Genomic DNA, 25,805 nt, shown 5'->3' on the forward strand with positions numbered 1-25,805 from the left:
CTCGATCACCGGACCTTCTCGTAGTTGTCGGGCACGTCCGCGAAGGTATCGCGCAGCTCTCGCTTGGCGATCTTCCCGCTGGCCATCCGGGGCAGCGGTTCGTCCAGGAACACGACGTAGCGCGGCACCTTGTAGTCGGCCAGCCGGTCGTTGCAGAAGTCCACGACCTCGGATTCCTTCATCTCCGTGGTGGCCCTGACCAGCGCGGCCGGCGTCTCACCGAACTTGGCGTCGGGAACGCTGATCACGGCGACCTCTTCGACGCCGGGGATCTGGTTGATGACGGACTCGATCTCGGCGGGCGAGATGTTCAGGCCACCGGAGATGATCATGTCCTTGAGACGATCGACGTACGTGAGGTAGCCGTTCTCGTCGAGCTTGCCGAGATCGCCGGTCTGGAGCCAGCCGTCGACGAGGGCGGCGCGGGTGGCCTCCTCGTTGCGCCAGTACCCCGGCATCATGCCCGGCCCGCGCAGCAGGATCTGCCCGGTTTCGTTGGGCTGGAGGTCGTTTCCTTCGGCGTCGACGACCCGGATCTTCGTGAAGATCCCGCCCCAGCCGCACTTGTCGGGATGCTCGGCAGCCTCCTCTCGGGGCATCGCCGTCGCCGAACCGCCGATCTCGGTCTGACCGTAGATCTGCCGCAGCGCCACTCCCTGCTCCTGCCACTTGCCGAGCAGGTCGACCGGGACGCGGGCGCCACCGACGTGCGCGGTGATCATGTGACTCAGGTCGGCCTCGGCGAATCCGGGCACCTTCGCGATCTGCTCGAACAGGATGGGCGGCCCGGTGAGGGTGTTGGCCTTGTCCTCGGACAACACCTTCAGCGCCTTCGCCGGATCGAATCCGGGCTGCAGGAACAGGGTTCCGCCCTGCAGGACGACGCGCGAAATGCCCCAGATGATCCCGGCGGCGGTGAAGAGCGGCAGCACCAGCAGCGGCCGCAGGCCGTTGGGCTGGATGGGCTCCATGAGCGACCACTCGTGCATCTCGCCGGCGATCGTGGCGTGGGTGAAGATCACGCCCTTGGGTCGTCCGGTGGTGCCGCTGGTGAACACGATGGCGGTGGGGGTATCGAGATCGACGACCGGCGTGCGGTACCGCTCGTGTCCACCCCCGCGCAACGGGCGAACATCCTTCTCGAACACCGCGATCGAGAACGTGTTGCGCGCCTGCTGCACCTCTTCGAGGCGAGGAAGCAGCGCTTCGTCGCAGTAGACGACAGTGGGCTCGCAGTCCTCCACGAGGGTGGTGAGCTCACCCGCCAGCATGCGCTGGTTGAACCCCACCGAGATGGCACCGACCTTCATCGCGCCGAGCGACGCCACGGCCCACTCGAGGCTGTTGACGCCGAGGAAACTCACCCGATCGCCGGGGACTACGCCGCGGGACGCGAGGTCGTGCGCGACCCCGTCCGCCCAGGTGGACAATTCCGCGTAGGTGACGACGTCGCCGTCGAAGTCGATCGCCGCCAGATCCGGCTTCGACCGAGCCCAGTAGGTCAAAGCATCTACCACGGTGCCGCTCATGCAAACCTCCAAGATGTATGCGTCGATCGCGGGACCCGACCCGGTGAGACGTAGGTCACATCCGCGCGTTAAATCTAATGTTTGTTGTTTATTGGGGCAAGTCTCACCTGCCGCCCGGACCGCCCGCCACCGAGAGCATCGACTCGACGTCGACCAGCTTCTGCCGGGCACGGCCGAGCCGTCGCCCCTCGACGCGTTCGTGCCGGTCGATGCGCCTCCAGCCGTCGACTTCGATGGCCGTCGGGCAACGGCTCTCGACCAGCGACGCCAGCTCGTCACGTGCCCGGCTCGGCCGAGGAAGCAGCGCACGCGAGTGATCGGCGACCACAGCCTCGACCGTTTCCGCGGCACAGTACCGGTTGGTGCCGATGACCCCCGTCGGACCCCGTTTGATCCAGCCGGCGACGTACAGGCCCGGCACCGGACGGTCGCCGGCCGGATCGATCACCCGACCGGCGACGTTGGGCACCGTCCCGCGCTCGTCGTCGAACGGAAGACCCGGAAGCGGGCGGCCACGGTAGCCCACGGCACGCACCACCAGCGAGGCCTCGAGGTCGGCCTCGGTCCCCTCCCGTCCGTACGGCGCGATCCGGATGCCCTCGACGCCGTCGCCGCCGAGAATCTCGACCGGCGCTCCGTGGAATCGCAGCGTGATCCGCCGGCGGCCCTGCCGCGGAACCCGTCGCGCATACTCCGCGATCGTCCGAAGCTTGACCGACGCGCCCTCGGGTGCCTCGTACCCTCCGTGCACGGTGACGTCGACCTCCGGCAGCGACCCCAGCGCGAGCAGCTCGGGGGTCGTGAACGCCGCGTGTTCGGGACCGCGGCGACCGAGCACCACCACTTCCTCGATCGCGCTGTGCCGCAGCGCTTCCAGTGCGTGCTCGGCGATGTCACCCGGCACGAGGCGTTCCGGATCGCGTGCCAGGATGCGCGCCACGTCCAGCGCGACGTTGCCGTTGCCGACCACGACGGCCCGGCGTCCCGACAGGTCGAACGTGCGGTCTGCGTGGTCCGGATGCCCGTTGTACCAGGCGACGAATTCCCGTGCGGCCACACTGCCCGGCAGGTCCTCGCCCGGAATTCCGAGCTTCCGGTCGCCGGACGCTCCGCTCGCGTGGATCACCGCATGGTGATGGTCGAGCAATTCGTCGACGCCGATGTCGCGGCCGATCTCCACACCGAAGAAGGCGTGGAACCCGGTGCGGCCGGCGGTACGGGCGAACACCCGCTCCACCGCCTTCGTCGTCTGGTGGTCCGGGGCCACCCCGTAGCGGACGAGCCCGCCGGCAACGGGGAGCCGTTCGAACATGGAGACCTCGACGTCGACGTCGCGCCGCTTCAGCAGCTCCTCGGCCGCGTAGAAGGCCGAGGGTCCGGACCCCACGATCGCCACCCGCAGCGGACCCGGCCGGTCGGTTGCGGTGGCGGGTTCCGCCGGCACCTCTCGGGGGCCGGACGCGGTCGGGTTGTCCGCGAAGTACGAGGCATTGAGTTCCCGGTAGATCTCGGTCTCGGCCGTGAGGTCACTGTCGGGAACGATCGCGTCCACCGGGCACACGTCGGCACAGGCGCCGCAGTCGATGCAGGCATCGGGGTCGATGTAGAGCATCTCGGTGCGGGCGTACTGCGCTTCGTCGGGGGTCGGGTGGATGCAGTTCACCGGGCACACCGCGACACACGTCGCGTCGTTGCAGCAGGATTGGGTCACTACGTATGTCATGGCCACTCCGGTTGTTCGTTGAATTGCGGACCCGGCTCGGGCGGGAGGAAACGGTCGCCGTAGCGATCGGCGAGTTCGTGCGCGCGGGCCGTGAACCCGTCGACGCCCCCTGGATAGGCGCGGGCGAACGAGACGACCCCGCCCGTGTGTGCGGGAAACCCGATGCCGAGCACCGAACCGCTGTCCGCGTCGGCGGCGGAAGCGACGACACCCTCGGCGAGACACCGCAACGCTTCGACGACCTCGACGAAGAGCAACCGGTCGCACATGTCGTCGATCGAGATCTGCTTCACCGGACCGAACGACTCGCGAAGACCGGGCCACAACCCGATGCGCGCGCCGTCGGCGTCGTAGTCGTAGAACCCGCGGCCCACCGATCTGCCGCCGCGGTCGTGGTCGTCGATCATGCGTGCCCGGACCCGGTCCGCACGGGTGCCGTGCCATGTGCCGCCCGCGTCCTCGACGGCGATCCGGTTCTCGCGCTGCACGTCCCGGTTGAGCGTCAGCGAGATCTCGTCGAGCAGTTGCAGCGGTGGGACCGGGTATCCGGCGTCGGTCGCCGCGCGTTCGACGACGCCCGGATCGATTCCTTCCCCGACCGCGATCATCGCCTCGTCGAGGTAGCGTTCCATCACCCGGCTGGTGAAAAATCCCCGGCTGTCGCGCACCACGATGGGTGTCTTCCCCAGCTGCCGCGCGTAGGCCAGCGCGCTGGCGAGGGCGCTCTCGGCGGTGCGCGCGCCGACCACGGTTTCCACCAGGGCCATCCGGTCGACCGGGGAGAAGAAGTGCATCCCCACGAAACGCTCCGGGCGCGCCAGCGCCGACCCGATGGTGGTGATCGGCAGGGTCGAGGTCGTAGAGGCGAGCACGACGTCCGGCGCGGTGACCGATTCGACCGCCCGCAGGACCTGCTGTTTGACCGCGACGTTCTCGGCGACCGCTTCGACGACGAGCGCCGCCTGCGCCAGATCCTCGGCGCGTGCGGTGGGCCGGATGCGGTCGAGCAGTGCCTGCGACACGGCTTCGCTCGTCGTGCCCGCACGGAGGGCACGTTCTTCCCGTCGCGTGGCATACGACTTGCCCCTGCGTGCGCCGTCGTGCGTCCGCGCGAACAGGACCACGTCGGCTCCCGCCCTCGCGCACGTGTAGGCAAGGGCGGCCCCGATCATCCCCGCCCCGACGACTCCGATCGTGGTGCCCGCCAGGGTCCCCGGCTCCGCGGTCATGCCGGCACGCTCTCGATGCGGGCGACGTCGACGGCGAATCCGTTGAAGATCGGGGTACCCGTCAACGGCTCGACCACCATGTCGTCGACCAGGGCGTTGACGTTGGCGCCGGGCGCCGCGGCCGAGCGGGTGGTGCGCAGCCCCGCACCGTCGTGTCCCCACCCGTGCGGGTGACTGACCACGCCCTGCCGCATCGAGTCGGTGACGTGCAGTTCCGCGACGATCGATGCGGTCTTCGACGTGACGCGCACCGTATCGCCGTCGACGAGGTCGCGCGCCGCCGCGTCGACCGGGCTCATGAACAGGGCGCACTGCCCCGAATCCGGTTGGGGCAGCGCATTGTGCAGCCAGGAGTTCATGCCGCGGCGCTGACGCCGGTTGATGAGGACCAGGTCGGGGACGGGTTGCTCGAGCGCATCGCGCAGGCGGGACAGATCGGCCACCAACTCGTCCGGGGCAAGGTCGATCCGGCCGTTCGGCGTCCGCAACACCTCGGGTACCCGCGGTTCCAGAGGCCCGTAGTCGACGCCGTTGGGGTTGCGCTCGAGCAGTTCGAGGGTCAGGCCGCCGGGCACGGCGCCGAACCGGTCACCGTACGGGCCGCTGCGCAGCCGCAGATCGAGCAGCCGTTCGGGGCCGGTGCGATCGCCGGTGGCCCGGACCACGTCGTCGAGATCGCGGCCGGCGAGTCTCGCGGCGCGTCGGATCGCGGTGGCGGCGACCTCCTCGTCGAGCTCGGCGATCGGGCGGTCGGGTTCGCCCCTCACGATTGCCGTGAGCCGCAACAGAATCTGCCATTCGGGCATCTGTCCCGGGCCGGGCTCGAGCAGAGGCGCCGAATAGCGGGCCACGTTGCGCACCTGGAAGTGAGTGATCGCAAGGTCGTGGTGTCCGCGGGTGGTCAGCGGCGGGGGCGGCAGGATGACATCGGCGTGCCGGGTCGTCTCGTTGAGATAGCCGTCGATGCACACCATGAAGTCGAGGTCGGCCAGCGCAGCCTCGACGGCTCGGCTGTTCGGGAGTGACCGGGCCGGGTTGCCGGAGATCGTGATCAGGCCGCGCACCTGTCCCGGCCCGGGGGTGAGGATCTCCTCGGCGAAACACACCGCGGGAATCTCCCCCATCGCCTCCGGCATGCCGCGCACTCGCGATCGCCATCGATCGAAGACACGTGGTGCCTTCGGGTTTGCGGGCCACGTGGTGGGTCCGCCGGCGGGCGGGACCGGGAACATCGCTCCGCCCGGCCGATCGAGATTGCCCGTCACGACGTTGAGAACTTCGATCATCCAGTTCGCGATACTGCCGAACTCCTGTGTGCACGAACCCATTCGGGAATGCGCAACGGCGGCGTCCGCAGCCGCGAACTCGCGGGCGACCCGGCGGATCTCGTCGGCGTCGAGTCCGCAGATTCCCGCGACCGCTTCGGGGGTGAAGGGCTCGGCGAGACGGAGGACGTCGTCGATGCCGTCGGTGTATTCGCTCAGGCGGCCGGGAGCGGCGAGACCTTCCGCGGCGATCACCGACACGAGCGCGAGCAGGAAGAAGGCGTCGGTTCCGGGCCGGATGGCAAGGTGGCGGTCGGCGATCTCCGCCGTGCGGGTGCGTGCCGGATCGACCACCACCAGCGTGCCGCCGCGCGCACGCAAGGCGTCGAGCCGCTTGCCGATGCCGGGCGCTGTGATCGTACTTCCGTTCGATACAAGCGGATTCGAACCGAGGATCAACAGGTAGGACGTGTGGTCGATGTCGGGGACCGGCATCCCCAGTCCGGTTCCGTAGAGCAGCATGTTCGCGTAGTTCTTCGGCAGGGTGTCGATGCTCGCGGGCGAGTAGACGTTGCGGGTGCCGATGGCAGCGATCAGCGGGTGCGCGTACAGCGACGGGTCGAGGTGGTGGGCGGCAGGGTTGCCCGAGTACACGGCACAGCTGTTCGGGTCCGCCGCGATGATCGGAGGCAGTCGTCGGCCGATCTCGGCGAAGGCTTCGTCCCACGTCGCCTCGCGGAAGCCGTCCCCGTCGCGGATCAGGGGCGTACGGATGACGTCGGGGTCGTTCTCCAGCCGCGCGAGGCCCAGTCCCTTGGCGCAACTGTGTCCGGCGCTGAACACGTCGTCGGGGTTGGACGTCACCGACGTCACGGTGCGTCCGTCCAGTTCGAACAGCAATCCGCACGTGGCTTCGCACAACGGGCAGATGCGTACCCCGACGGTCTTGTCAGCGAGCACTTGCACACACCTCACGTTCGATGGTCACGGGTACTGCGGTCAGTCTGGGCATTGCGTTGATGGTCTGGACCCGGTCGTAGCCGGTCAGGTCGTTCACGTTGCTCCCGGCGACCCGAGGGTCCGCCTCGGTGTCGGAACCACCCCAACAATGGGTCATCGACACCGTGCCCGGGCCGACGCTCGGGTCGGTATGTGCGACGGCCCGGATCCGTCCGTGGGCCGAGCGGATCCGGACGATGTCGCCGTGTTCGATGCCCAGTCGCTGCATGTCCTCCGGATTCACGCCTGCGGGGTTGTACCCGTGGCGTGGTAACCCGCCGATCTCCCGGCCCAGCGAGTTCATCAACTCCCGCATTCGCCGCACCGTCAGGCGCATCGGAAACTCGTTGATCCGGATCGATTCGCCGAGTGCAGCGGCGATTTCCCCGGCGACGTCGTCCGGGCACAACGAAAGACGATGCCCTGCTGCGTCTTCGGACGGTGGTCCCACCACCTTGTCGTCGGGAGGCGCAAGCATGCCACGCGGCGCCTTCTTCAACTCGTCCACGGGAATGCGCCCGCGCTCGGCGAACATCGCGAGCAGTTCCTCCGAGGGCGGCGGTCCAGCCGGATCCAGCACGCGCCCGGCGAACTTGATCGACCGACCGGACGCGGCGGCGAGACGGAAGTAGAACTCCCAGTCCTCGATCACGCCTTCCGGCGGCGCCACGATCCGCGGGGTGTACTGCGCGAAGGGCCGCGCGAAGAAGAACTCCATCAACAGCGTGTGGTCGGGACGCTCGTATGCCATCGTCGGCGCGATCACGAAGTCGGCGAGCCGCGCGGTATCCGACATGCGGGTGTCGACACACACCAGCAGGTCCAGCGCACGCAGTGCCCGTTCGGCTTTCACCCGGTCCGGCAGTGCCCGTGCGGGATTGCCTCCCGAAACCACCAGGGCACGCACCCGGTCGGGGCCGGGCTCGAGGATCTCGTCCGCGAGAATCCCGGACGGCAGTTCCCCGTTCATCGTTCCGATTCCGCCGATGCGGCTGCGGAACCCGGACTCCCAGGTACGAGCTGCAGGACGAACCTCGGCGCGCAACGGGACGTCCCGCGCGAGCACGTTGTGGTTGGGTGTCATCTCACCTTCGCGCAGGTACCGGCCGCAGACGACGTTCAGGCACGCCACGAGATGCTCAGCGAGGTTGGAATGGGGGCCCATGCACACCCCGGTGCCCGTCGTCGCCATGCCCCGGGGTCCCGCCGCGAACAGCCTGGCTGCCCGGATCACGTCGACGGCGGGAACACCCGTTGCTTCCTCGGTGCGCTCGGGAGTGGCCGGCGCGACCGCGGCGGCGAGGGCGTCGAGGCCGTCCGCGAAGCGGTCGCAGAACTCCCGGTCGTGGCGGCCTTCGGACAGGATCACGTGCAGCAATCCGGCGAACAGCACGGCGTCGGTCCCGGGCCGCAGCTGCAGGTGCAGATCGGCGCGAACTGCGGTCTCGGTGCGTCGCGGATCGACGACGATGAGCTTCAGTCCGCGGGCCCGCGCGTCGCGGATCGAGACCGACGGGTTGCGGGTGATCGCGCCGTCGCCGTCGCCTCCGTTGAGGGAGACCATCGGGTTCGTGCCCGCGAGCAGCCACACGTCCGCCGTGTCGAAGCGCTGTCTTCCACCGAGGTACTCCCCCATCCGCGCCTGCACGACCCACTTGGCGGACTGGTCGATCGTCATGGTCGAGAAAAGTTTGGGAGATCCGGTGGTGCGGAACCACGCTCGCGCCATCGGTCCGGTCAGCGCTGCGAAGTTCTGCTGGGTGCCCATGAAGAGACCGAGCGAGTCCGGGCCGTACTCACCGGTGATCGCGGCGATCCGCTCGGCGATCTCCGCGATCGCGGTATCCACCGGAACGGGCTCGTAGTCGCCGTTGCGGGTTCGGCGCATCGATGTGGTGAGCCGGTCCGGGCCCTGGAGGAAATCGCCGCCCCGACGGCCCTTCGGGCACGAGTAGCCGCCGGACAGCGGGTGCAGGCCGTCGCCGACGATGCCGACGATGCGGTCGCCGTCGACCTCCACCCGCACCCCGCACGACGCGGGGCACAGACGGCAATAGGACAACTTCACCGGCATCGGCTGCTCCCTCCGCGGTTTCGGGCAGAGACAATCGCCCTGCAAAGACGTGAGCACCACCACAATGGGCTTAATCTAACATCTGTAGTTAAACACTGCAAAAGGCGTCGGGCGGGCAACGTCGTCGTCGAGACTGTACAAGGCCGTTCACCGACAACGTGATGTCGGTGAACGGCCTTGTGGTCCAGTTCTATTCGGCTTCGACCAGGCTTGGAGTTGCGGCCGCCGCGACGCTGTCGTCACGCCCTGGTCGCCGACTTCGGAGCGCCAGGACGCCGAGCGTCACCACAGCCAGCAGCGTCGGCACGATCGTGAGCAGGAAGATGCTCTTGGCATCCAACCCGGCCGCGATGAGCAGCGCACCGATCGCCGGCCCCGCGATCGAACCGACTCGTCCGATGCCCATCGCCCAGCCGACACCCGTTGCGCGGACCGCGACGGGATACACCGTTGCCGCGATCGCGATGATGCCTGCCGAACTTCCCGACATGCCGAACCCGACGAAGAAGACCGCCACCAGGAGAAGCCATCCGCTGCCGAGCAGCAATGCGACCGCTGCGGTGAACACGGCGCCGAGGGTGTAGCCGGCCATCACGACGACGAATCCGTTGCCGATCCGGTCGGTGATCCGCCCGAACGTCAGCGCACCGGTCATCCCACCGAGATTGAACAGCGACGCCGCCACGAGCGCGGTCGATGCACTCCGGCCGCCCTCCCCGAACAGGGTCGGCATCCAGCTGAGCAGGAAGTAGATGACCAGGAAGTTGATGACGAACACGCCCCACAGCAGGACCGTGTCGGCCGCGCGGCCGGAGCGGAACAGGGCGCCCACCGGCGACTTCGTCGCGACCGCCGCGTCCTGGGTGAACCGGGTCGCGGCGTCGATACGCGCCTCGGGTGCGATCTCGCCGACGATCTGCACGGCCTCCTCGTGGCGCCCGCGGGCCACCAGGAACTTCACGGATTCCGGCAGCCATCGCAGGGCCGCGACCACCAGGATCAACGGCAGCACACCACCGAGGACGAACAGCGACTGCCAACCGAACCTGGGGATGAGGAGTGCAGCGCCGAAGCCACCGATGAACCCACCCAGCGACATGCCCGCGATCGTCACCGTCACCATCGTCGCGCGGATCCGTGCAGGGCTGTATTCACTCACCATGGCAACAAGATTCGGTGTCACTCCACCGAGCCCGAGGCCCGCGATCACCCGCAGCACGATCAGCGCCGGCATCGAGGTCACCACCGCAGTGGCCAGCGTGAACACCGCGAAGATGACGGTGCACACAATGATGATCTTGCGCCGACCGTAGCGGTCGGCCAGCGGGCCGAACAACAGACTGCCCACCACCATCGCGCCTGTGCTCAGCGCGAGCGCGAAGCCGAACGATGCCGGTGCGATGTCCCAGTCCTTGGAGATCGCCGGAATGACGAACCCGATGAGTTGCGCGTCGATGCCGTCCAGGATCGCGAGACCCAGGCACAGCGCCAGCACACGCTTCTGCAGGGACGACAGAGACGAACGGTCGATGAGCGCGGTGATGTCCACATCGCGAGTACCGCTCACGTGCGTGTCCTCTCGGAGAAGGGATGGAGCTCAGGACCGGGACGTGGCAGCGTCCGCGGTGGATACATCCTTGGGCACCGGGATGGCGTCGACCGGCGGCGTCTGGAATCGCTCCCGCAGAACAGCTTTCGCCAACTTGCCGGAGAAGGTGCGGGGCAGCGGCTCGTCGAGGGCCACCGCGTGCACCGGTCGCTTGAACTTGGCGAGGTTGCCGCTCGACACCGAGGTGATGTCGCGGACGATCTCCTCCGCCGGACGTTCGCTGTGGAAGACGACCATGGGAACCTCACCCCACCGGTCGTCCTTGACGCCGATCACGGCGAGATCGACCAACCCCTCGATGCCGTGCAGCACCTTCTCGATCTCGGCCGGGTACACGTTCAGGCCGCCGGAGATGAGCATGTCCTTGCTGCGATCGACCACCTTGAGGAAGCCCTCCTCATCCTGCAGGCCGAGGTCGCCGGTGTGCAGCCAGCCGTCGACGAGCGTCGCCGCCGTGGCCTCCGGCTTGTTCCAGTACTCGCGCATGACGTGCTCACCGCGCACCAGGATCTCGCCCACCTGGTGCGGCTCGGCGAATCCACCGTTCTCGCCCGCGATGCGCAGCTGCGTTCCGGCCAGGGCCAGCCCGGCAAATCCCGGACGGGTCCGAGCATCCTCGTAGTTCAGCGTCGATGCCATGCCCGACGCCTCGGTCAGTCCGTACGCCTGCGTCATCGGAACGCCACGACTCTGGTAGAAGTCGAGCAGGTCCAGGCTGATCGGTGCGCCGCCCGCACCGGCGAACGTGAACTTCGCGAGCTTGCGCCTGCCGAAGCCGGGCAGCTGCGTCATGCGCTCCCAGATGACCGGGACGGTGGTGGTCGCGGTGATCTGTTCGCGCTCGAACGTGTCGAGGGCGATCGCCGGGTCGAACTCACGCAGCAGCACCATGGTGGATCCGGGCAGCACCACGAGCTGCGCGAAGATGGACAACACCGAACCGGTGTAGACCAGCGGAGCCGAACACATGACGCGGTCACGACCGGAGATGCCATGGCTGAGCACCTGCGCGATACCTGGGGCGAGCGCATTGCGGTGCGTGATGAGCGCGCCCTTCTGGACCCCGGTCGTGCCCGACGTGTAGCAGATGAACGCCGGATCCGAGGGGTGGATCTCCACGGTGGGAGCCTCACCGGGTTCGAGCAGATCGCTGTACGGCCGATGATCGGTCCCACCGATCGCGAAGATCTCGAAATCGGTTTCCGATGCTGCGACTTCGAGCAGGGGTGCAAGCTCGTTCTCGACGATCACCACACGCGGTGACGAGTCGGCGATCATCGGCGCCAACTCCTTGCCGACCAACCGGAAGTTGAGCGGGACGCTGATCGCTCCGAGCTTGAGCGTAGCCAGAACGACGTGTGCCAGCTCGGGACGGTTGAGCATCATCACGGCGACACGATCGCCCTTGCGCACGCCACGGGCTGCGAGCCCCCGCGCAAGCGAGTCGGTGACCGCATCCACCTCGGCCCAGGTCTGGGAAGTGTCCCCGAAGACGATCGCTTGCTGGGTGGGACGAGTCTTGCCCCAGTATCGAACCAGATCGGCCAGATTCATTCTGTCTCCTCGTGCCGGCCGTGGCGGCGTAGCCCGCTCTCGCTCACGACTGTCGAAATGTGCGGCTCCTGCCGAGCCTGTCCACCCGTCCAAGATCCCCGGGCGCGGGATGCACACTCACCGAGAGTGTGAGCGCGGTCACCGGGGACGGGACGAATCTAACATGCGTAGGTAAACGGTACAACCGAATCTGCCGGGCATTTTCTCGGCTAACCGCGAGCGGCCGCGCTCCTGCCGGACGGATCGCCGGAACCGTCGTGGCACGACAGGCCGGCGAGCACCTCGTCGGTGTCCGCGCCGAACTTCGGAGGCAGTGCCGGCGCGAATTCCTCCCCGGACACCCGGATCGGGCTCGCAACGAATTCGAGTTCACCCACGCCCTCGTACTCGACGCGGTAGGTGTTGGAACGGCTGGCGAAGTGCGGATCGGCGATCATGTCGCTGACCGAATTGACTGGCCCACCTGCGATCTCGTGCTCGAGGAACAGCGCGAGCCATTCGTCGCGCGTGCGCTGCAGGAAGATCTCCCGAAGCTCCCGGTACACGTGATCAGCGCGCGCCGACGCCTCGGCATCGGTACTCACGAGATCTATCTCCAGCAGATCCGGGCGGTCCACCGCGAGACAGAAGTTGCGCCAGAACTTCTCGACGTGCGAACCGAACAGCATGGCTTCGCCGTCCTTCGTCCGGTACGCCTCGAGACGCGGCCAGTCGGGCAGGCGCCCGTCCGGCAGCCAGGTGGGACGCGGGATCGACCGGTCCTTGTTGAGTTCGGCATCGATCAGATCGGGCATCCACGCTGCGGCGACGTCGATTCCCGCCACCTCGAGCCGGCAGCCCTCCCCGGTGCGGCCCGCCCGGTGTACCGCGGCCAGCAGGCCCATCGCGCCGTACGCACCGAGCGCGTACATCGCCATCGGTGGCGTTGTCCCACCGGCGATCCCGTCGATCGGCGGCTCCTCGGGCGTGCGAACCTCACGGAGCCCCGCATAGGCGTCGAACACCGGCCCGCCGGTGCCGAGTTGGCTGTACGGGCCGTCCGACCCCATGCCCGACACCGTGCAGAAGACGATCCTCGGATTCACCTGTCGCAGTCGGTCGTATCCGACGCCGAGCCAATCCAGGTAGCCGCCGCGCATACCTTCGACGACGGCATCGCACGTGCGGGCGAGTTCCAGGAATGTGCGTTTTCCCTCGTCGGTGCGCAGATCGAGCGCCACGCTCTTCTTCCCGCGGTTCCACCGCAGATGCATGAACGAGGGTCCGTCCTCGTCACCGATCGCGCGGCTGCCGCCCACCCGCACCGGATCTCCCAGCGGACCCGACTCGATCTTGATGACTTCGGCTCCCAGATCGGCGAGGTGACCGCCGACCGACGAAGGTGCCAATTGTGCGACCTCGAGGATGCGCATTCCCTCGAGGAGGGAGTATCCGCTCATTCCGTGCCTCTTTCGGAAATATTCAGTGTCTGTTCGGGTTTCAACTCGACCCACAGGCCGTCGGCCTCTGCGACCAGTGTGTCGCCGTGGTACATGGCTCCGCGCATGAACCGCTTGCGACCGTCCTGTCGCACGAATTCCGCCTCCACCCGCAGTTCGACGTGGAGCGGAGCAGGCGTCCGGAAGTCCACATGGAGATAAGCCGTGCGAGCCCACGGACGCCCGAAACCGTTCGCGAGCCGAGCCATGATCTCGTCGAAGATCAGCGGCGTGACACCGCCGTTCATCGCGTAGCGGCCGGAATGGAAGCGGCCGACCGTGACCCGTCCCCGAGCGGTCGTTTCCGTCACCTCGTCGAGGTGCAACGGGGGCGCAAGGGCCTGGCCTCGTCCGGCCAGATCCCATCGACGGCCCGGGATCTGGTCGTCCTCGCCGACCTCGTGCTCCTCCAATTCCGTTGCCACGGAACGGATTTTCCCGGCGATGGCCGATGCGGTCGCGGGGTCGGGACGCGATCGCGTGAAAGCCTCCTGCACCGCACGCACTGCGGCGACCAACTCGGCGAACTCGTCGTCGGCCTCGGCCGTCGGGGTGAACGGATCATCCCAGTTCGGGTCCCAGACATCTATCGATGAACTCGCACGATTCAGAACGTCCATGATGCCCCCTCTCACACGGTTTCCTCACGGGCACCGAAGAATTCCGTGAACATGTCGCCGACGGCGCGCGGCCGCAAGGTGGTGCGCGCGACCGTGTTCTCGCGGTCGTAGCGACTGCGCAGATCGCGTCCGTGTCCGGCGAGCAGGAGCGATTTGATTTCCCTGATCGCCTCGGGCGGTTGCGCCGCTATCTGCGCTGCCGCCTCCAACGCGGCCTCGAGCACGTCGCCGTCCCTCGCGTAGCGAGTGAGCAGGCCGATGCGGTAGGCCTCGTCACCGGCGACCGCGCGCGACGTCATGAGCAGATCTCGCGTCTGCCCCGCTCCGATCAACGTGTCGAGAATCCACGTCAGGTTCGCGCCACCGTATTTGGCCGCGGTCACGGTGAACCGCGTCGACGCGCCACCGACCCGCAGGTCGGAGCACGCCGCGAGCAGGGTTCCCCCGCCGTACGAGATGCCTTGAACTGCAGCGATCGTAGGTTTGGGGAATTCGAGGTATCGCCACAGCAATTCCTCGCGCTCGAGCATCGCCTCCAGGTTCTCCTTCGACGACAGCGCGGCGAGTTCCTTCAGGTCGTACCCCGCCGAGAAGGCACGATCACCCGCCCCCGCGATCACGACGACCCGGACGGCGTCGTCGCCTGCGGCCCGCGTGAGTGCCGCGTCGAGTGCTCGTTGCATCGACAGGGAGATCGCGTTGTGCGCCTCCGGACGATTCAGCGTCAGCTGCAGTACGCCCGGCCCGGGCGGCGACTCGAGTAGCTCGCTCGTGGTCATGCCGCCCGTGGTCATGCCTTGGCGCCGGCGTTCTTCCGGCGCTCCTCCGCCATCGCGGCGGCATCGCTCATGATCATCTTGTGGAACACCTGTCCCGGAAGCTCGTTCCGCCCGTAGATCAGTTCGTCCACCTGCCCGTGCGAGACATTGTCGGCGATGGTCTTGGTCACGAACCAGTCCTCCGCGTGGAGCGTCTCCATGAGCAGTTCCCAGTTCTTCTCCAGGACCCGCTTCTCACGAGGAGTGGTGGGCTCGGACGGCGAGAGCAGCCGGATCGTGCAGTACGACACGTTGGGATCGTCCACGTCGGGGACGATGGTCCAGATCTCGAAGTGGTTCGGCTCGGTGACGAGCATCGTGCCGGGATAGATCGTGTAGTTGGCGAGCGAGTAGTCGCGCACGTCGAACGAATCCGGATCGGCGTCGCGTACGTCGGTAATCGACCTGCGCGCCACCACGATTCGCCACGAACGGTCGACGAGATCGAACGCGGTGATGTTGCCCTCGAGGTAGTTGCACACCGTCTTGGTGTGCAACTGGCACAGGTGGTACGAGTCCTGCACCCCGTCCACCGCGATCTTCCAGTTCATGTCGAGCTTCCAGGTCTCCTTGCGGACCTGGAACGAGTCCCCGATACCGGTATCCGCGACCTCGGCGTCGTGCTTGTCTCCGAGTACCTGGGCGATGTCCAGGTCGGCCCCGACCGTCGGCACGACCCAGACGAGACCGTGCCGCACCTCGCACGGAAACTCCACCAGACCGTATTGCGAGCGATCCATCCCCTCGAAGCCCTCGGCGTGCGGCAGGCCGCGCAGCGAACCGTCTCGGCCGTACGCCCACTTGTGATAGGGGCAGCTGAAGATGCGCTTGCATCCCGAATCGTCGAACTCGACCTTGGCTCCGCGGTGCCGGCACACGTTGGAGAACGCCTTGACGCTGCCGTCGGACTGCCTGACCACCAGCAACGGCGTGCCGATGAGGTCGGTGGTGATGAAGTCGCCCGGCTGCTTCAGCTCGTCGACGTGCGCCACGATGTGCGGAAACCGACGCACGACGTCGCGTTCGAGGCTTGCCAGCTCGGGGTCGTTGAACACGGAGAAGGGCACATGCAACAGGTCGTCCGCGTAGTCGGTGGTGTTGTTGTCCTTGTGCGCGATCAAGCGCCGAGTGAGTTCGATCTTGTCTTCACGCTGCATGTCCTCAGGATGGCACATGAGACATCAGGCGTCTAGTGTCTCAGTGAGACTACTCGGCGGTATTGTTCATGCGTGGCACAGAAGACCGATGCAGAGACCGTGGACGTCACCGCGGCGATCCTCGTCGCTGCCGAATCGTGCTTCGAGCGGTTCGGCATCACGAAGACGACCATGGCCGATGTGGCCCGGGCAGCGAACATCTCCCGGGCGACGCTCTACCGATACTTCTCGGACCGCGAAGCGCTCATCATGGCCTCGATCGTCCGCCGCGCACGCATGAACATGGAGCCGTGGCGAGCTCGCATCCGGGAGTACCCGACCTTCGGCGAACGCATCGTGGAGGGCCTCTGCGCCAACATCCGTCGAGGCATTCGAGATCCGATGATCCACCTGCTCGTGTCTCCCGCCGAGGCCACGCTCGCCAACACGCTGCTCGCGACGTCCGGCAAGGCCGTCGAGCTGACCCGCGAGCTGTGGGAGCCGATCCTCACCGAGGCACAGGAGTCCGGCGAGTTGCGCACGGACATCGATCTGGACCTGCTGTGCGAATGGCTGTCCGAGCTCGAGATGAACTACATCAGTGCCCTCGGCGCCGATGCCGGCTCGCTGGACCGGCTGCGGGACAAGCTCCGCATGTTCGTGGTTCCCGCCCTGGTGGCACCAGGGCGCTGACACTGGATCACCGACAATGCTGGGTCGCCGATCCCGCACGGAGGTCCTGCAACATGCGGGACCGTGGGATTCATGAACGCATTCGACCTGAACCACTCGCTGCGTGAGCAGTGGGAATTCCACTGGAACCATCAGATCCGAGCCAGGCTCGATGGCCTCACCGACGACGAGTACTTCTGGTCCCCGGTACCCGATGCGTGGAGCGTGCGACCGCGGGGCACGTCGACGGCGCAGATTCAGGCGGGATCGGGTGACTTCACCATCGACTTCGCCTTCCCCGAGCCCGTGCCGGCACCGTTCACGACGATCGCGTGGCGGCTCGGCCACGTCATCGTCGGGGTGCTCGCCGTCCGCAACGCGGCGCACTTCGGTGCCGCACCGGCGTCGTACGAATCGTGGGAGTACGCCGGCGACGCCGCCACCGCGCTCGACCAGCTCGAAACGCAGCTCGACGTGTGGCTCGCCGGCGTCCGGGATCTCGGCAACGACGGGTTACTGGTCCCCGTTGGCGACAAGGAACCGTATCCGGAGCTGACGAGGGCGGATCTGGTGCTTCACATCCACCGCGAGCTGATCCATCACTTGTCGGAAGTCTCGCTGCTGCGCGACCTGCATACGCACACGCATCGCTCCTGAGCCGGGGTCAGAGTGACCATGTGGGCTCGGTCCGATCCACGACTCGAGTCGGAATCCGCCCACACTGTAGCGTGAGCGAATCCGCACTCGCCCGCGTAGATCGTCGGGCGGCCGCGCACGAATCGCTGTGCGGCTGTCCGGCCGGCGCGCGAACCCCGCCCTACGAAGGCACTACACCGGCCGCGCGATATACCGTCCGCTCCCCCGGCGCGGAGATCTCGTCGACAACCCCCTTGGCGACGAGGTCCTCCAGCACCGCAAGCACGATCGTCCAGTCCACATCGAGCCTGCCCGCGAGTTCGACGACCGGATGCGACTCGTTCCCGAGTGCATCCACGATCAGTTCGGCGAGCCGCGCCGACACCGCCATCGCAGGCGAAGCAGCGAGTCCGGGGAGCTCGAGGGACGAAATCTCGACCATCGGAATCGGCTCGGTGATCGCAGAGTCGACACCCGGTGCCGGAATGACTTGGGTCTCAGCAAGGTTGGGCGTGATACCCCGCCGCTCGAGCTCGCCCCACAGGCCCGCCATCGACGCGACCGAATCGAAGTAGTAGTCGGATTCGCGGATCCGCCAGAACCTCCACCCGGACCGTTGCAGTTCACGTTCCCGTTCGAGCTCGGCGCGCTGCCGGTCGGGGCCGGCATGCCAACGATCGCCGTCGCACGCGACCGCCAGCCTGCCTGCTGAACCGGTCACCACCAGATCGATGAAGTGGCCGTTGACCTCGACCTGCGGGTTCACGTGATATCCGCGAGCAACGATGTCGAGGAAGACCTCCTGCTCGAAGAGGCTGCCGAACGCCTCGTGCCGCTCGTCGCGTGTCACGCCCTCCGGCATCGGCGCGGCGGGTGTCGGGGACGTCGACTGCATGTAGGAGAGCAGCGAATGCCGCAGGTCCGTCGGCCGCAGCGTATCGACCGTCCGCGAATGGAACAACCACAGCTGGTCCTGCGCCCGCGACGCGGCAACGTTGAACCGCCGCTGGTATTCGGTCCGCGTCATCGCCGCGATGTTCTGTTCGGGTGCGACGACCATCGACAGGAACACCACGTTCCGCTCGTCGCCCTGGAAATCCGGGGGCGTGCCGACGCGGAGCCGGCATTCCTCCCACTGCTCCGGGGTGAGCCTGTCCAGCAGTTCGTTCTGGATGACGTCGACCTGCGACTGTCCCTGCAGAACCACCACACCGAACGTCTTCCCGTCATAGGCCTCGTCCTCGAGGCACTGCACGAGCGTGTCGACGAGGGCACGTGCCTCGACGCGGTTCGTCAGCGACGAATTCTGCCCGGTCACGAAGCCGTCTTCGACGAAGGTGGTGCGCAGCGGCGGCAACCGGTCGGACCCGAACTGCCGCACCGGAACCAGCGGGTCGTCCGCATAGAACTGGTCGCTGGACCAGGCGATGATCTCGGGCATGGACCGGAAATGCTCCCGCAGCCGGACGACGCTCCCGAATCGCGATCGCAGCAGCGAGAACATGCTCGACCGCGGAGTGAAACTGTCCCGCAGATAGTTCGGGATGTCCGGCAGGTAGGAGTCGAGACGACTGAACACACCGTCGAGCGCACCCAGCGACACCGCACTCGGCGCACACTGCTTGTCGTCGCCGACCACGATGACACGCGGCGCCAGCCACAGCAGGAACAGGCTGCTGATGTCGGCCTGGCTCGCCTCGTCGACGATGACGACGTCGAACGAATTCTGTTCCGGCGGAATCGAAGCCAGCACCTGTTGCAGCGGCATCACCCACGCGGGCACCGCGCCCTGCGCGACCTGCATGGCCTCACGTGCCGCGGCACGATAGCGCTCGGCGTACCTGCCGGTGCCCTTGCCGATGCTCGCCACGTGGTCGCGGTACGAATGCAGCGCCTGGACCTGCTCGGCGGTCGTGCGATCGAGACACGCGCTCCACGCCTTCTCCGCGGCGAGCTGCGCGGTGAGCCGCGCGATGTCCTGCTCGACTTCATCGAGGTCACGGTCGAGCTGCAGGTCGTCGCGGTTCTCGTGATGGTCTCGCACCCATTCCTCGGCGCGACGCCACGCCCACGCGTTCTCGATGTCGGCGAGGCGGGCAGGCCATGGCGGTTCCGAAGGACCGTTCCCGAGAGCGTGCGCGAGAGCCGGTGCGGCGTCGGTCAATCGCGCGTGCAGGGAGACGAGGTCCAGTTCCTCGCGGTGTTCGCCGGCGGCACGGTCCCACGCGTCCAGAGCCGCGTTGATGCCGTCCAGGTCCGCGTCGTGGAAGGCCCGGGCCAGGGCACGTCCCTCGGGTGACGCACCCCCCGAAATCTCACCCCGCACATACATGCCGATCGATTCGAGCCAGGCCTTGCTCGCCTCGGCGGTCCCGGCCGCGGCGATGGCCCGCGCCGACTGCGCAACGGACCGTGCCTGTTCGACGTTCGCGATCCGCGGCGCACCGGGGTTGATCTCCCGCAGCGCCGACTCGACGTCCCGTGCCCGGGCGACGAGGTCGGCGACGATGACGCGGTCCCTGTCGATGAAGGCCAGCGCGCCGACGGCACGGCTGCGCGGCTCGTCGAGCGGGATGTCGATACCGAGATCGCGGAGGGCGATTCCCACCACCCGGACCGCGTCGAGCGCGCGTAGGTGTTCGGCGACGATCCGGGCCGTCTGGGCGGTGGTGGCCGCGACGCCGTCGACGGTCGCGAGCTCACCGAGTTCCTCCACCGCGGATTGCTCGTCGCTCCTGCGGAATCGGGTGAAACCGCTGCGCCACGTGTCGCCCGCTTCCAGCTTGTTCGCCAGCGCGTCGTAGGCCTCGAAGGCACGCTGCCCCGTCACCGGTGTCTCCACCGTGTGGGCGCCGACGAACCGGTCGGCCTCCTGCGCTGCCTGCACGAGTTTCGCGAACTCGGCGGCCTTTCCCCACAGATGCTGCGCCTGCCCGGACAGGACGTCGTCGGCGAGGCGCTGGAATCGCGGATCGAGCCGTTCCGCATCCTGCAGGGCCCCCTGCAGTTGCCGGCAGAGTTCGTTGATGCGGGCGAGCGCCTCGGGTGACGCGCCCTCGAGAACCCACAGAAGTCCCGACGCGTGACCCTCCGTCGCCTCGGACGGTGCCTGGGCGACCGCGTTGCACGCGTACTGCAGCTCGCGCTGGGTGGGAAGGCTCAGTTCCGGGAAGACCTGGAATCGGCGCCGCGCGCGGTCGACGTTCGACCGCTGGTGGAGCATGAGGAGGATCTGGAATTCCTCGGGGGTCAGCGGTGGGGTGTCGGTGAGGAGCGGGCCGGGCAGCCATCCGTACCGCGTTTCCTGTGCCCGGACGCGCCGGACGATCGACGCGACGGTCCCGCCGTAGCCGGCCGAGACCTCGGGGTGGACGACCGTCTCTTCCGCGCGGCTCTGCCGGATCTGTTCCGTCAGCATCGCTCGACGGTTCAGTGCCTCGTCGCGTTGCGCGGTGAGGTCACCGATGCGCTGCGCCGCGCGCCGTGGGTTGAATTGTGCTTTGCGCGTGGCGATCCCGCTGATGCTGTGGGTGAGCTCCTCGGACCCGCCCCGCGCCGTGTCGGTCACCGACACGCACAGTTCCTGCAGTTCGGGCGGGAGCATGCCGCGGAGCACGCGCAGTGCCTGCGCCTTCTCACTCGTGACCAGCACGCGCTGGCCGCGAGCCAGCAGGGCGGACATGAGGTTGGCGATGGTGTGGGTCTTGCCGGTGCCGGGCGGGCCTTCGACCACGACGCCGATGTCGCCGGTGAACCGGTCGATGATGTCGCGCTGCTCCTCGTTCGCGGGCAGCGGGAACAGCGGATCGTCGGCGAGCAGGGCGGACGGGGTGGCTGCGCGAGCACCGTCTGCGGCGGCGATGCGGTCGAGCCATGCGACGCGGTCGGCCGGTTCGATCGTCTCGACGAGCTGCGCCAGGCCGAGCGGCACGGGGTTCGACTCGTCGGCGGCAGCCCTGATCATGCGGTCGTAGTACTCGACGAGCGCATAGGCACCGCGCTTGCGCAGCACCAGGGCGGGTGAGGGCGTCAGGAACGCCTCGGGTGACGGCGCCTCCTCGGCACGATCGACGACGTCGACTCGGACGGTGAGCGCACGATCGGCCCACTCCTTGAAGAACGCCCGGGTCGCGGGGTCGACGGGCGACGCGACCTGCAGGGCGAGGGATTCGTGCAGGTTGCGGGTACTGGACGGGTCGAACACCTCCAGCCCGGTGAGGAGCTGGGTGTCCTCGAGCGACGGGCCGGCGTCGGAGTTCAACCGGACGAACAGGTCGCCCGACTCCGCGTCGCGCTCGACGAGGGCGGACTGCGTGATGAGGTGGGTGCACACCCGCTCCCCCGCCACACCAGTGGAGAGCTGCAGCAATCCCGATGCGACGACGAGCTCCAGCGATTCCGGTTGGCCTTCGAGGTCGAGCATCGCGCGCTGCAGGAACGTGTAGATCTGCGACTCGGCGCGGCGTTCGCGGTCGGCAGCCGCCCACGCCCGCCACTGCGCGAGCCAGGTGTCGAAGCCGCCGGTGTCCCCCGGGGTCCGCGGGTGGAGCGCCGGTTCGACGCTGGAGTCGTCGATCGACCCCTGCACGTACCTCGCGAAAAGCTCGGGAAGTTGCGGAGGCGGCTCCTCGAGGCGACCGCGCGGAACGCGGAGGACGACGTCGCCCGCTGCGGCATCCGCACGGAGACTCACCTCGTCGAGAGGCATCACGGCACGGTGCTTTCCCAGGACCCGGACGGGCGCGCTGCGCGCTTCGACGAGCTCGGACAAGAAGGTGAGCAGGCGTTGCACGCGATCCCTCAGCTGGGGATCGCTCTCCCTCGACTCGACACCCACTGCACTCACCCTGCTTCCACCCGTCTGACGGAAACGGGCAGTACCACCTTAGGAACTGTCGCCGACATCTTCATGTCCGGTCCCCCTTCGAATCCCCTCACCGAAATGACAGAATCCCACGTCCGGAACGTGCGCGGCTGAACACCCGGCGAGCAACCTCCACGATCCCGGCCACTCCCGGCGTTACGGTACGAAACAAGCCCGACCCGAGGAGAAGCATGAGCGAGTGGACCGACCGCCCGACGGCGGACATCGTCGCCGACCTGACGCTGGAGGAGAAGGCGTCGCTGACGAGCGGTCTGAACTTCTGGTTCACCGAGCCCGTCGAGCGCGCCGGGATCCCGTCCATCATGCTGACCGACGGTCCGCACGGGGTGCGGAAGCAGACCGGTGGCGGCGACCATCTGGGCCTCGGCGCCGCGGAGCCCGCGACGTGCTTCCCGCCGGCGGTGGCCTTGGGTGGCACCTTCGATCCGGACCTGCTGGAGCGGGTCGGGGTCGCACTGGGCACCGAGGCCCGCGCCGCGCAGGTCGGGGTTCTTCTCGGGCCGGGTATCAACATCAAGCGAACCCCGTTGTGCGGACGCAACTTCGAGTATCTCTCCGAGGATCCGTTGCTGTCGGGTGTCCTGGGCGCGGCGCTGGTGCGGGGCCTTCAGTCGCAGGGCGTCGGTGCGTCGCTCAAGCACTATGCGGCGAACAACCAGGAGACCGACCGGATGCGGGTGTCGGCGGACATCGATCCGCGGCCGTTGCGCGAGATCTATCTGCGCGGGTTCGAGCGGGTCGTCGAGGACGCCCGTCCGTGGACGGTGATGTGCTCGTACAACCGCATCAACGGGGTGTATGCGTCGGAGAACCGGTGGCTGCTCACCGACGTGCTGCGCGGCGAGTGGGGATTCGACGGCCTCGTCGTCAGCGACTGGGGCGCGGTCGCCGACCGGGTCGCGGCGCTGGCGGCGGGGCTGGATCTGGAGATGCCGTCGACCGGTGGCCGCACCGACGCCGAGATCGTCGCCGCGGTGCGCGCGGGCACGCTCGACGAAGCGGTCCTCGACACCGCCGCGGGGCGGGTCGTCGACCTGGTGCGCCGGGCCGTCGCGGGCGCGCAGCCGGACGCGACCTACGACGCGGACGCACACCACGCGCTGGCGCGGGAAGCCGCGGCCGCGTCGGTGGTGTTGCTGCGCAACGAGGGCGGCCTGCTGCCCCTCGCCCCGGACGCGAAGGTCGCGGTGATCGGCGAACTCGCCCGCAGCCCGCGCTACCAGGGTGCCGGGTCGTCGCGGATCAACCCGACGCGGCTGGACAACGCGCTCGACGAAATCCGGGCGCTCGCGACCGTCGAGGTGCCGTTCGCGGCGGGCTACTCCGCCGAGGGATCCGGGGCGTCGGAACTGACCGCCGAGGCGACCGCGGTGGCGGCCGCCGCCGACACGGTGATGCTGTTCCTCGGGGTGCCCGCCGAGCTGGAATCGGAAGGCTTCGACCGCGAGGACCTGGAACTTCCCGCCTCGCAGCTCGAACTGCTCGACGCGGTCGTCGTGGCGAACCCGAACACCGTCGTCGTGCTGTCCAACGGTGGCGTGGTGCGGCTCTCCGGTTTCGCGGACCGGGTGCCCGCCATCGTGGAGGGCTGGCTGCTCGGACAGGCGGGCGGCGGCGGAGTCGCCGACGTGCTCTACGGGGTGGTCAATCCGTCGGCGCGGCTCGCCGAGACCGTCCCGGTGCGGCTCGAAGACACCGCCGCGTACGGGAACTTCCCCGGCGAGCACGGCCACGTCCGGTACGGCGAGGGCCTGCACGTCGGCTACCGCTGGTACGACGCCCGGCAGCTCGAGGTGTCGTACCCGTTCGGGTTCGGCTTGTCCTACACCACCTTCGACTACGGCAACGCTGTGGTGACCGGTAATGCCGAGGTGACCGGGGGCGGCGATCTCACCGTGACGGTCACCGTCACCAATACGGGTGACCGGGACGGCGCCGAGGTCGTGCAGGTCTACGCGAGCCTGCCGGATTCCGCGGTGACGCGGGCGCCGCGCGACCTGAAGGGCTTCGCGAAGGTACACCTCGCCGCGGGCGAGTCCCGGGAGGTCCGGATCCCGGTGCGCCGCGCCGACCTCGCCTACTGGGACACCCGCGTCGACGCCTGGGTCGTCGAGGGCGGCACCTACACCGTCGAGGTGGGGGCCTCGAGCCGGGACATCCGCGCCGTGTGCACGGTCGAGGTGACCGGCGACGAGGTGCAGCTGCCGCTGTCGCTGGAGTCGTCGATCGGTGAGGTCCTCGCGAGCCCGGTCGCGGCCGGGCTCGTCATGGAGGCGTTCGCATCCATCACCGGGGCGGGCGACGGTGGCGCGGCTCCGGTGCTGGACGAGAGCGTGCTGAAGATGGCCGAATCGATGCCGCTGAGCCGGATGGTCGGGTTCCTCGGCGAAAAGTTCGATCGCGACCGGCTTCGGCAACTGATCGACGCCGCCAACGCCGCTCGGTGAGTGCGCCGTGTGAAACGTGTGGATCGTTCGGGCGATTGTTCGCCACCGCCCCAATGTGATTGAGTGGGCGGCGCCGGTGGGGGCCGGCGTTTTCACTCGACGATGTGGGGGAATGTCCGTGGCGGATGAAGCAGCGCTACCGGAGCCGAGTATCGCGCTCGACGACCGGAAACCCGGGTCGATGGCGATCGACCCGGAAACGCACACGATCTACGTCGTGACGCGGCGCGGTGTCGGTGGCGACAGCACGATCGACGTCGTCGATCCGGCGCGCGGCGATGTGGCGGCGACGATTCCCAGCGTCACGAATGCGAGCGCGGTGGCGATCGCGCCGGATCGTCACGAACTCTACGTCGCCAATTACGCCCTGCGCACCGTCTCCGTCGTCGACACCCGGACCCGGGCCGTCACGGCCACGATTCCGGTCGGGAAGGAACCGTGGGCCGTGCGAGCCGATCCGTCGGCTCCCACGCTGTACGTGATGACCGGGGACGAATTCACCGTGATCGACGCGGACCGCAGGGTCGTCACCTCGAACTTCCGCATCGACAACGAGTTCCCGGAGGTCTCCCGGGGATTCGCCGTGATCGCGGGACGTCTGTACGTTCCGATTCCGATCGCCGGTGAACACGACTGGGTCGGAGGCAAGGTCGCCGTCGTCGACATCGCCACCGGCGGCGTGATCACCGAGATCACCGTCGGTCGCTCCCCCGACCTCGTCCTCGACCCGGCCGGTCCGACGATCTACGTCGTCAATCGGTACGACGAGACGATCTCGGTCATCGACCCCGCCACCGGCACCGTCACCGGCCCGTACCCCGTCGACTTCGAGGGCGGGGGCGACTCGGCGATCGACCCCGCACGGCAGACGCTGTACATTACGAACTTCAGCAGCGACACCGTCTCCGAAATAGACCTGGAATCAATGGAATTGGTGCGGACCCATCGGGTCGGCGATGCTCCGCGCAGCCCCGTCGTCGACCCCGCGACGCACCATGTCTACACGTCCGACAGCCACTCCCACAGCATCTCGGTGATCGAACCCGCCGAAGCGCCGCACTGAGCGCACGACGCGAGCGCAGGGCGGCCCGCCGATGCAGGCAGGTCGATCGGCGACAGTTCCACCCGGAC

General features: G+C 67.9%; 16 protein-coding genes. 4 read left to right on the forward strand and 12 right to left on the reverse strand.

Annotated elements, in window-relative coordinates:
• Positions 1-5 precede the first annotated feature (5 nt).
• The 11 genes from M1M07_RS18160 to M1M07_RS18210 form a co-directional block, all read right to left on the reverse strand.
• The gene (locus tag M1M07_RS18160) at positions 6-1,529 is read right to left on the reverse strand and encodes a class I adenylate-forming enzyme family protein (RefSeq protein WP_248675091.1); all 1,524 of its coding nucleotides are present in this window, start codon (positions 1,527-1,529) and stop codon (positions 6-8) included.
• A gap of 103 nt (positions 1,530-1,632) precedes the next feature.
• Positions 1,633-3,252: an FAD-dependent oxidoreductase gene (locus M1M07_RS18165; protein WP_248675092.1), complete on the reverse strand. Its 1,620-nt coding sequence runs from the start codon at positions 3,250-3,252 to the stop codon at positions 1,633-1,635.
• Entirely contained in the window at positions 3,249-4,481 is a 1,233-nt protein-coding gene (locus M1M07_RS18170) for a 3-hydroxyacyl-CoA dehydrogenase (protein WP_248675093.1), read from the reverse strand. The genes M1M07_RS18165 and M1M07_RS18170 overlap by 4 nt, the downstream gene beginning before the upstream one ends.
• On the reverse strand, positions 4,478-6,706 hold the full coding sequence (locus M1M07_RS18175; protein ID WP_248675094.1) for a molybdopterin-dependent oxidoreductase: 2,229 nt from the start codon (positions 6,704-6,706) through the stop codon (positions 4,478-4,480). The genes M1M07_RS18170 and M1M07_RS18175 overlap by 4 nt, the downstream gene beginning before the upstream one ends.
• The gene (locus tag M1M07_RS18180; protein WP_248675095.1) at positions 6,696-8,819 is read right to left on the reverse strand and encodes a molybdopterin-dependent oxidoreductase; all 2,124 of its coding nucleotides are present in this window, start codon (positions 8,817-8,819) and stop codon (positions 6,696-6,698) included. Before M1M07_RS18180 ends, M1M07_RS18175 begins: the two co-directional genes overlap by 11 nt.
• Before the next feature lie 190 nt (positions 8,820-9,009).
• Positions 9,010-10,386, reverse strand: coding sequence for an MFS transporter (locus tag M1M07_RS18185; protein ID WP_197251419.1), 1,377 nt, complete (start codon positions 10,384-10,386; stop codon positions 9,010-9,012).
• A gap of 30 nt (positions 10,387-10,416) precedes the next feature.
• Positions 10,417-11,982 carry a class I adenylate-forming enzyme family protein gene (locus M1M07_RS18190; RefSeq protein WP_248675096.1) on the reverse strand — a complete coding sequence of 522 codons (1,566 nt, stop codon included), beginning with the start codon at positions 11,980-11,982 and terminating at the stop codon, positions 10,417-10,419.
• Between the two features lie 209 nt (positions 11,983-12,191).
• Positions 12,192-13,421, reverse strand: a complete 1,230-nt coding sequence (locus M1M07_RS18195; RefSeq protein WP_248675097.1) for a CaiB/BaiF CoA-transferase family protein — start codon at positions 13,419-13,421, stop codon at positions 12,192-12,194.
• Positions 13,418-14,080 (reverse strand): PaaI family thioesterase, encoded by a 663-nt coding sequence (locus tag M1M07_RS18200; RefSeq protein ID WP_248675098.1) that lies wholly within the window; start codon positions 14,078-14,080, stop codon positions 13,418-13,420. Before M1M07_RS18200 ends, M1M07_RS18195 begins: the two co-directional genes overlap by 4 nt.
• Before the next feature lie 11 nt (positions 14,081-14,091).
• A complete protein-coding gene (locus M1M07_RS18205) occupies positions 14,092-14,859 on the reverse strand; it encodes an enoyl-CoA hydratase/isomerase family protein (protein ID WP_248675099.1) in 768 nt (255 codons plus the stop codon).
• An 11-nt stretch (positions 14,860-14,870) separates the two neighbouring features.
• On the reverse strand, positions 14,871-16,055 hold the full coding sequence (locus tag M1M07_RS18210) for a Rieske 2Fe-2S domain-containing protein (RefSeq protein WP_248675100.1): 1,185 nt from the start codon (positions 16,053-16,055) through the stop codon (positions 14,871-14,873).
• Between the two features lie 72 nt (positions 16,056-16,127).
• Here M1M07_RS18210 and M1M07_RS18215 point away from each other — a divergent pair, with 72 nt between their 5' ends.
• On the forward strand, positions 16,128-16,727 hold the full coding sequence (locus M1M07_RS18215) for a TetR/AcrR family transcriptional regulator (RefSeq protein ID WP_248675101.1): 600 nt from the start codon (positions 16,128-16,130) through the stop codon (positions 16,725-16,727).
• A 72-nt stretch (positions 16,728-16,799) separates the two neighbouring features.
• Positions 16,800-17,363 carry a DinB family protein gene (locus M1M07_RS18220; protein WP_248675102.1) on the forward strand — a complete coding sequence of 188 codons (564 nt, stop codon included), beginning with the start codon at positions 16,800-16,802 and terminating at the stop codon, positions 17,361-17,363.
• A gap of 160 nt (positions 17,364-17,523) precedes the next feature.
• On the opposite strand, the gene M1M07_RS18225 is transcribed toward M1M07_RS18220, so the two are convergent.
• Complete coding sequence (locus tag M1M07_RS18225; RefSeq protein WP_248675103.1) at positions 17,524-22,188, reverse strand: AAA domain-containing protein; 4,665 nt, start codon at positions 22,186-22,188, stop codon at positions 17,524-17,526.
• A 209-nt stretch (positions 22,189-22,397) separates the two neighbouring features.
• On the opposite strand from M1M07_RS18225, the gene M1M07_RS18230 reads away from it, so the two are divergent.
• Together M1M07_RS18230 and M1M07_RS18235 are read left to right on the forward strand one after the other, a co-directional pair.
• Positions 22,398-24,674 (forward strand): glycoside hydrolase family 3 C-terminal domain-containing protein, encoded by a 2,277-nt coding sequence (locus M1M07_RS18230; protein WP_248675104.1) that lies wholly within the window; start codon positions 22,398-22,400, stop codon positions 24,672-24,674.
• Between the two features lie 118 nt (positions 24,675-24,792).
• Positions 24,793-25,737, forward strand: a complete 945-nt coding sequence (locus tag M1M07_RS18235; protein WP_248675105.1) for a YncE family protein — start codon at positions 24,793-24,795, stop codon at positions 25,735-25,737.
• Positions 25,738-25,805: the final 68 nt, after the last annotated feature.

Source organism: Rhodococcus sp. HM1, from assembly GCF_023218075.1.
GTDB lineage: Bacteria > Actinomycetota > Actinomycetes > Mycobacteriales > Mycobacteriaceae > Rhodococcus.

Coding starts and splice junctions, on each gene's coding strand:
- M1M07_RS18160 (WP_248675091.1), bottom strand. CDS start 1,529: ATGAGCGGCACCGTGGTAGATGCTTTGACCTACTGGGCTCGGTCGAAG.
- M1M07_RS18165 (WP_248675092.1), bottom strand. CDS start 3,252: ATGACATACGTAGTGACCCAATCCTGCTGCAACGACGCGACGTGTGTC.
- M1M07_RS18170 (WP_248675093.1), bottom strand. CDS start 4,481: ATGACCGCGGAGCCGGGGACCCTGGCGGGCACCACGATCGGAGTCGTC.
- M1M07_RS18180 (WP_248675095.1), bottom strand. CDS start 8,819: ATGCCGGTGAAGTTGTCCTATTGCCGTCTGTGCCCCGCGTCGTGCGGG.
- M1M07_RS18190 (WP_248675096.1), bottom strand. CDS start 11,982: ATGAATCTGGCCGATCTGGTTCGATACTGGGGCAAGACTCGTCCCACC.
- M1M07_RS18195 (WP_248675097.1), bottom strand. CDS start 13,421: ATGAGCGGATACTCCCTCCTCGAGGGAATGCGCATCCTCGAGGTCGCA.
- M1M07_RS18200 (WP_248675098.1), bottom strand. CDS start 14,080: ATGGACGTTCTGAATCGTGCGAGTTCATCGATAGATGTCTGGGACCCG.
- M1M07_RS18205 (WP_248675099.1), bottom strand. CDS start 14,859: ATGACCACGAGCGAGCTACTCGAGTCGCCGCCCGGGCCGGGCGTACTG.
- M1M07_RS18210 (WP_248675100.1), bottom strand. CDS start 16,055: ATGCAGCGTGAAGACAAGATCGAACTCACTCGGCGCTTGATCGCGCAC.
- M1M07_RS18220 (WP_248675102.1), top strand. CDS start 16,800: ATGAACGCATTCGACCTGAACCACTCGCTGCGTGAGCAGTGGGAATTC.
- M1M07_RS18230 (WP_248675104.1), top strand. CDS start 22,398: ATGAGCGAGTGGACCGACCGCCCGACGGCGGACATCGTCGCCGACCTG.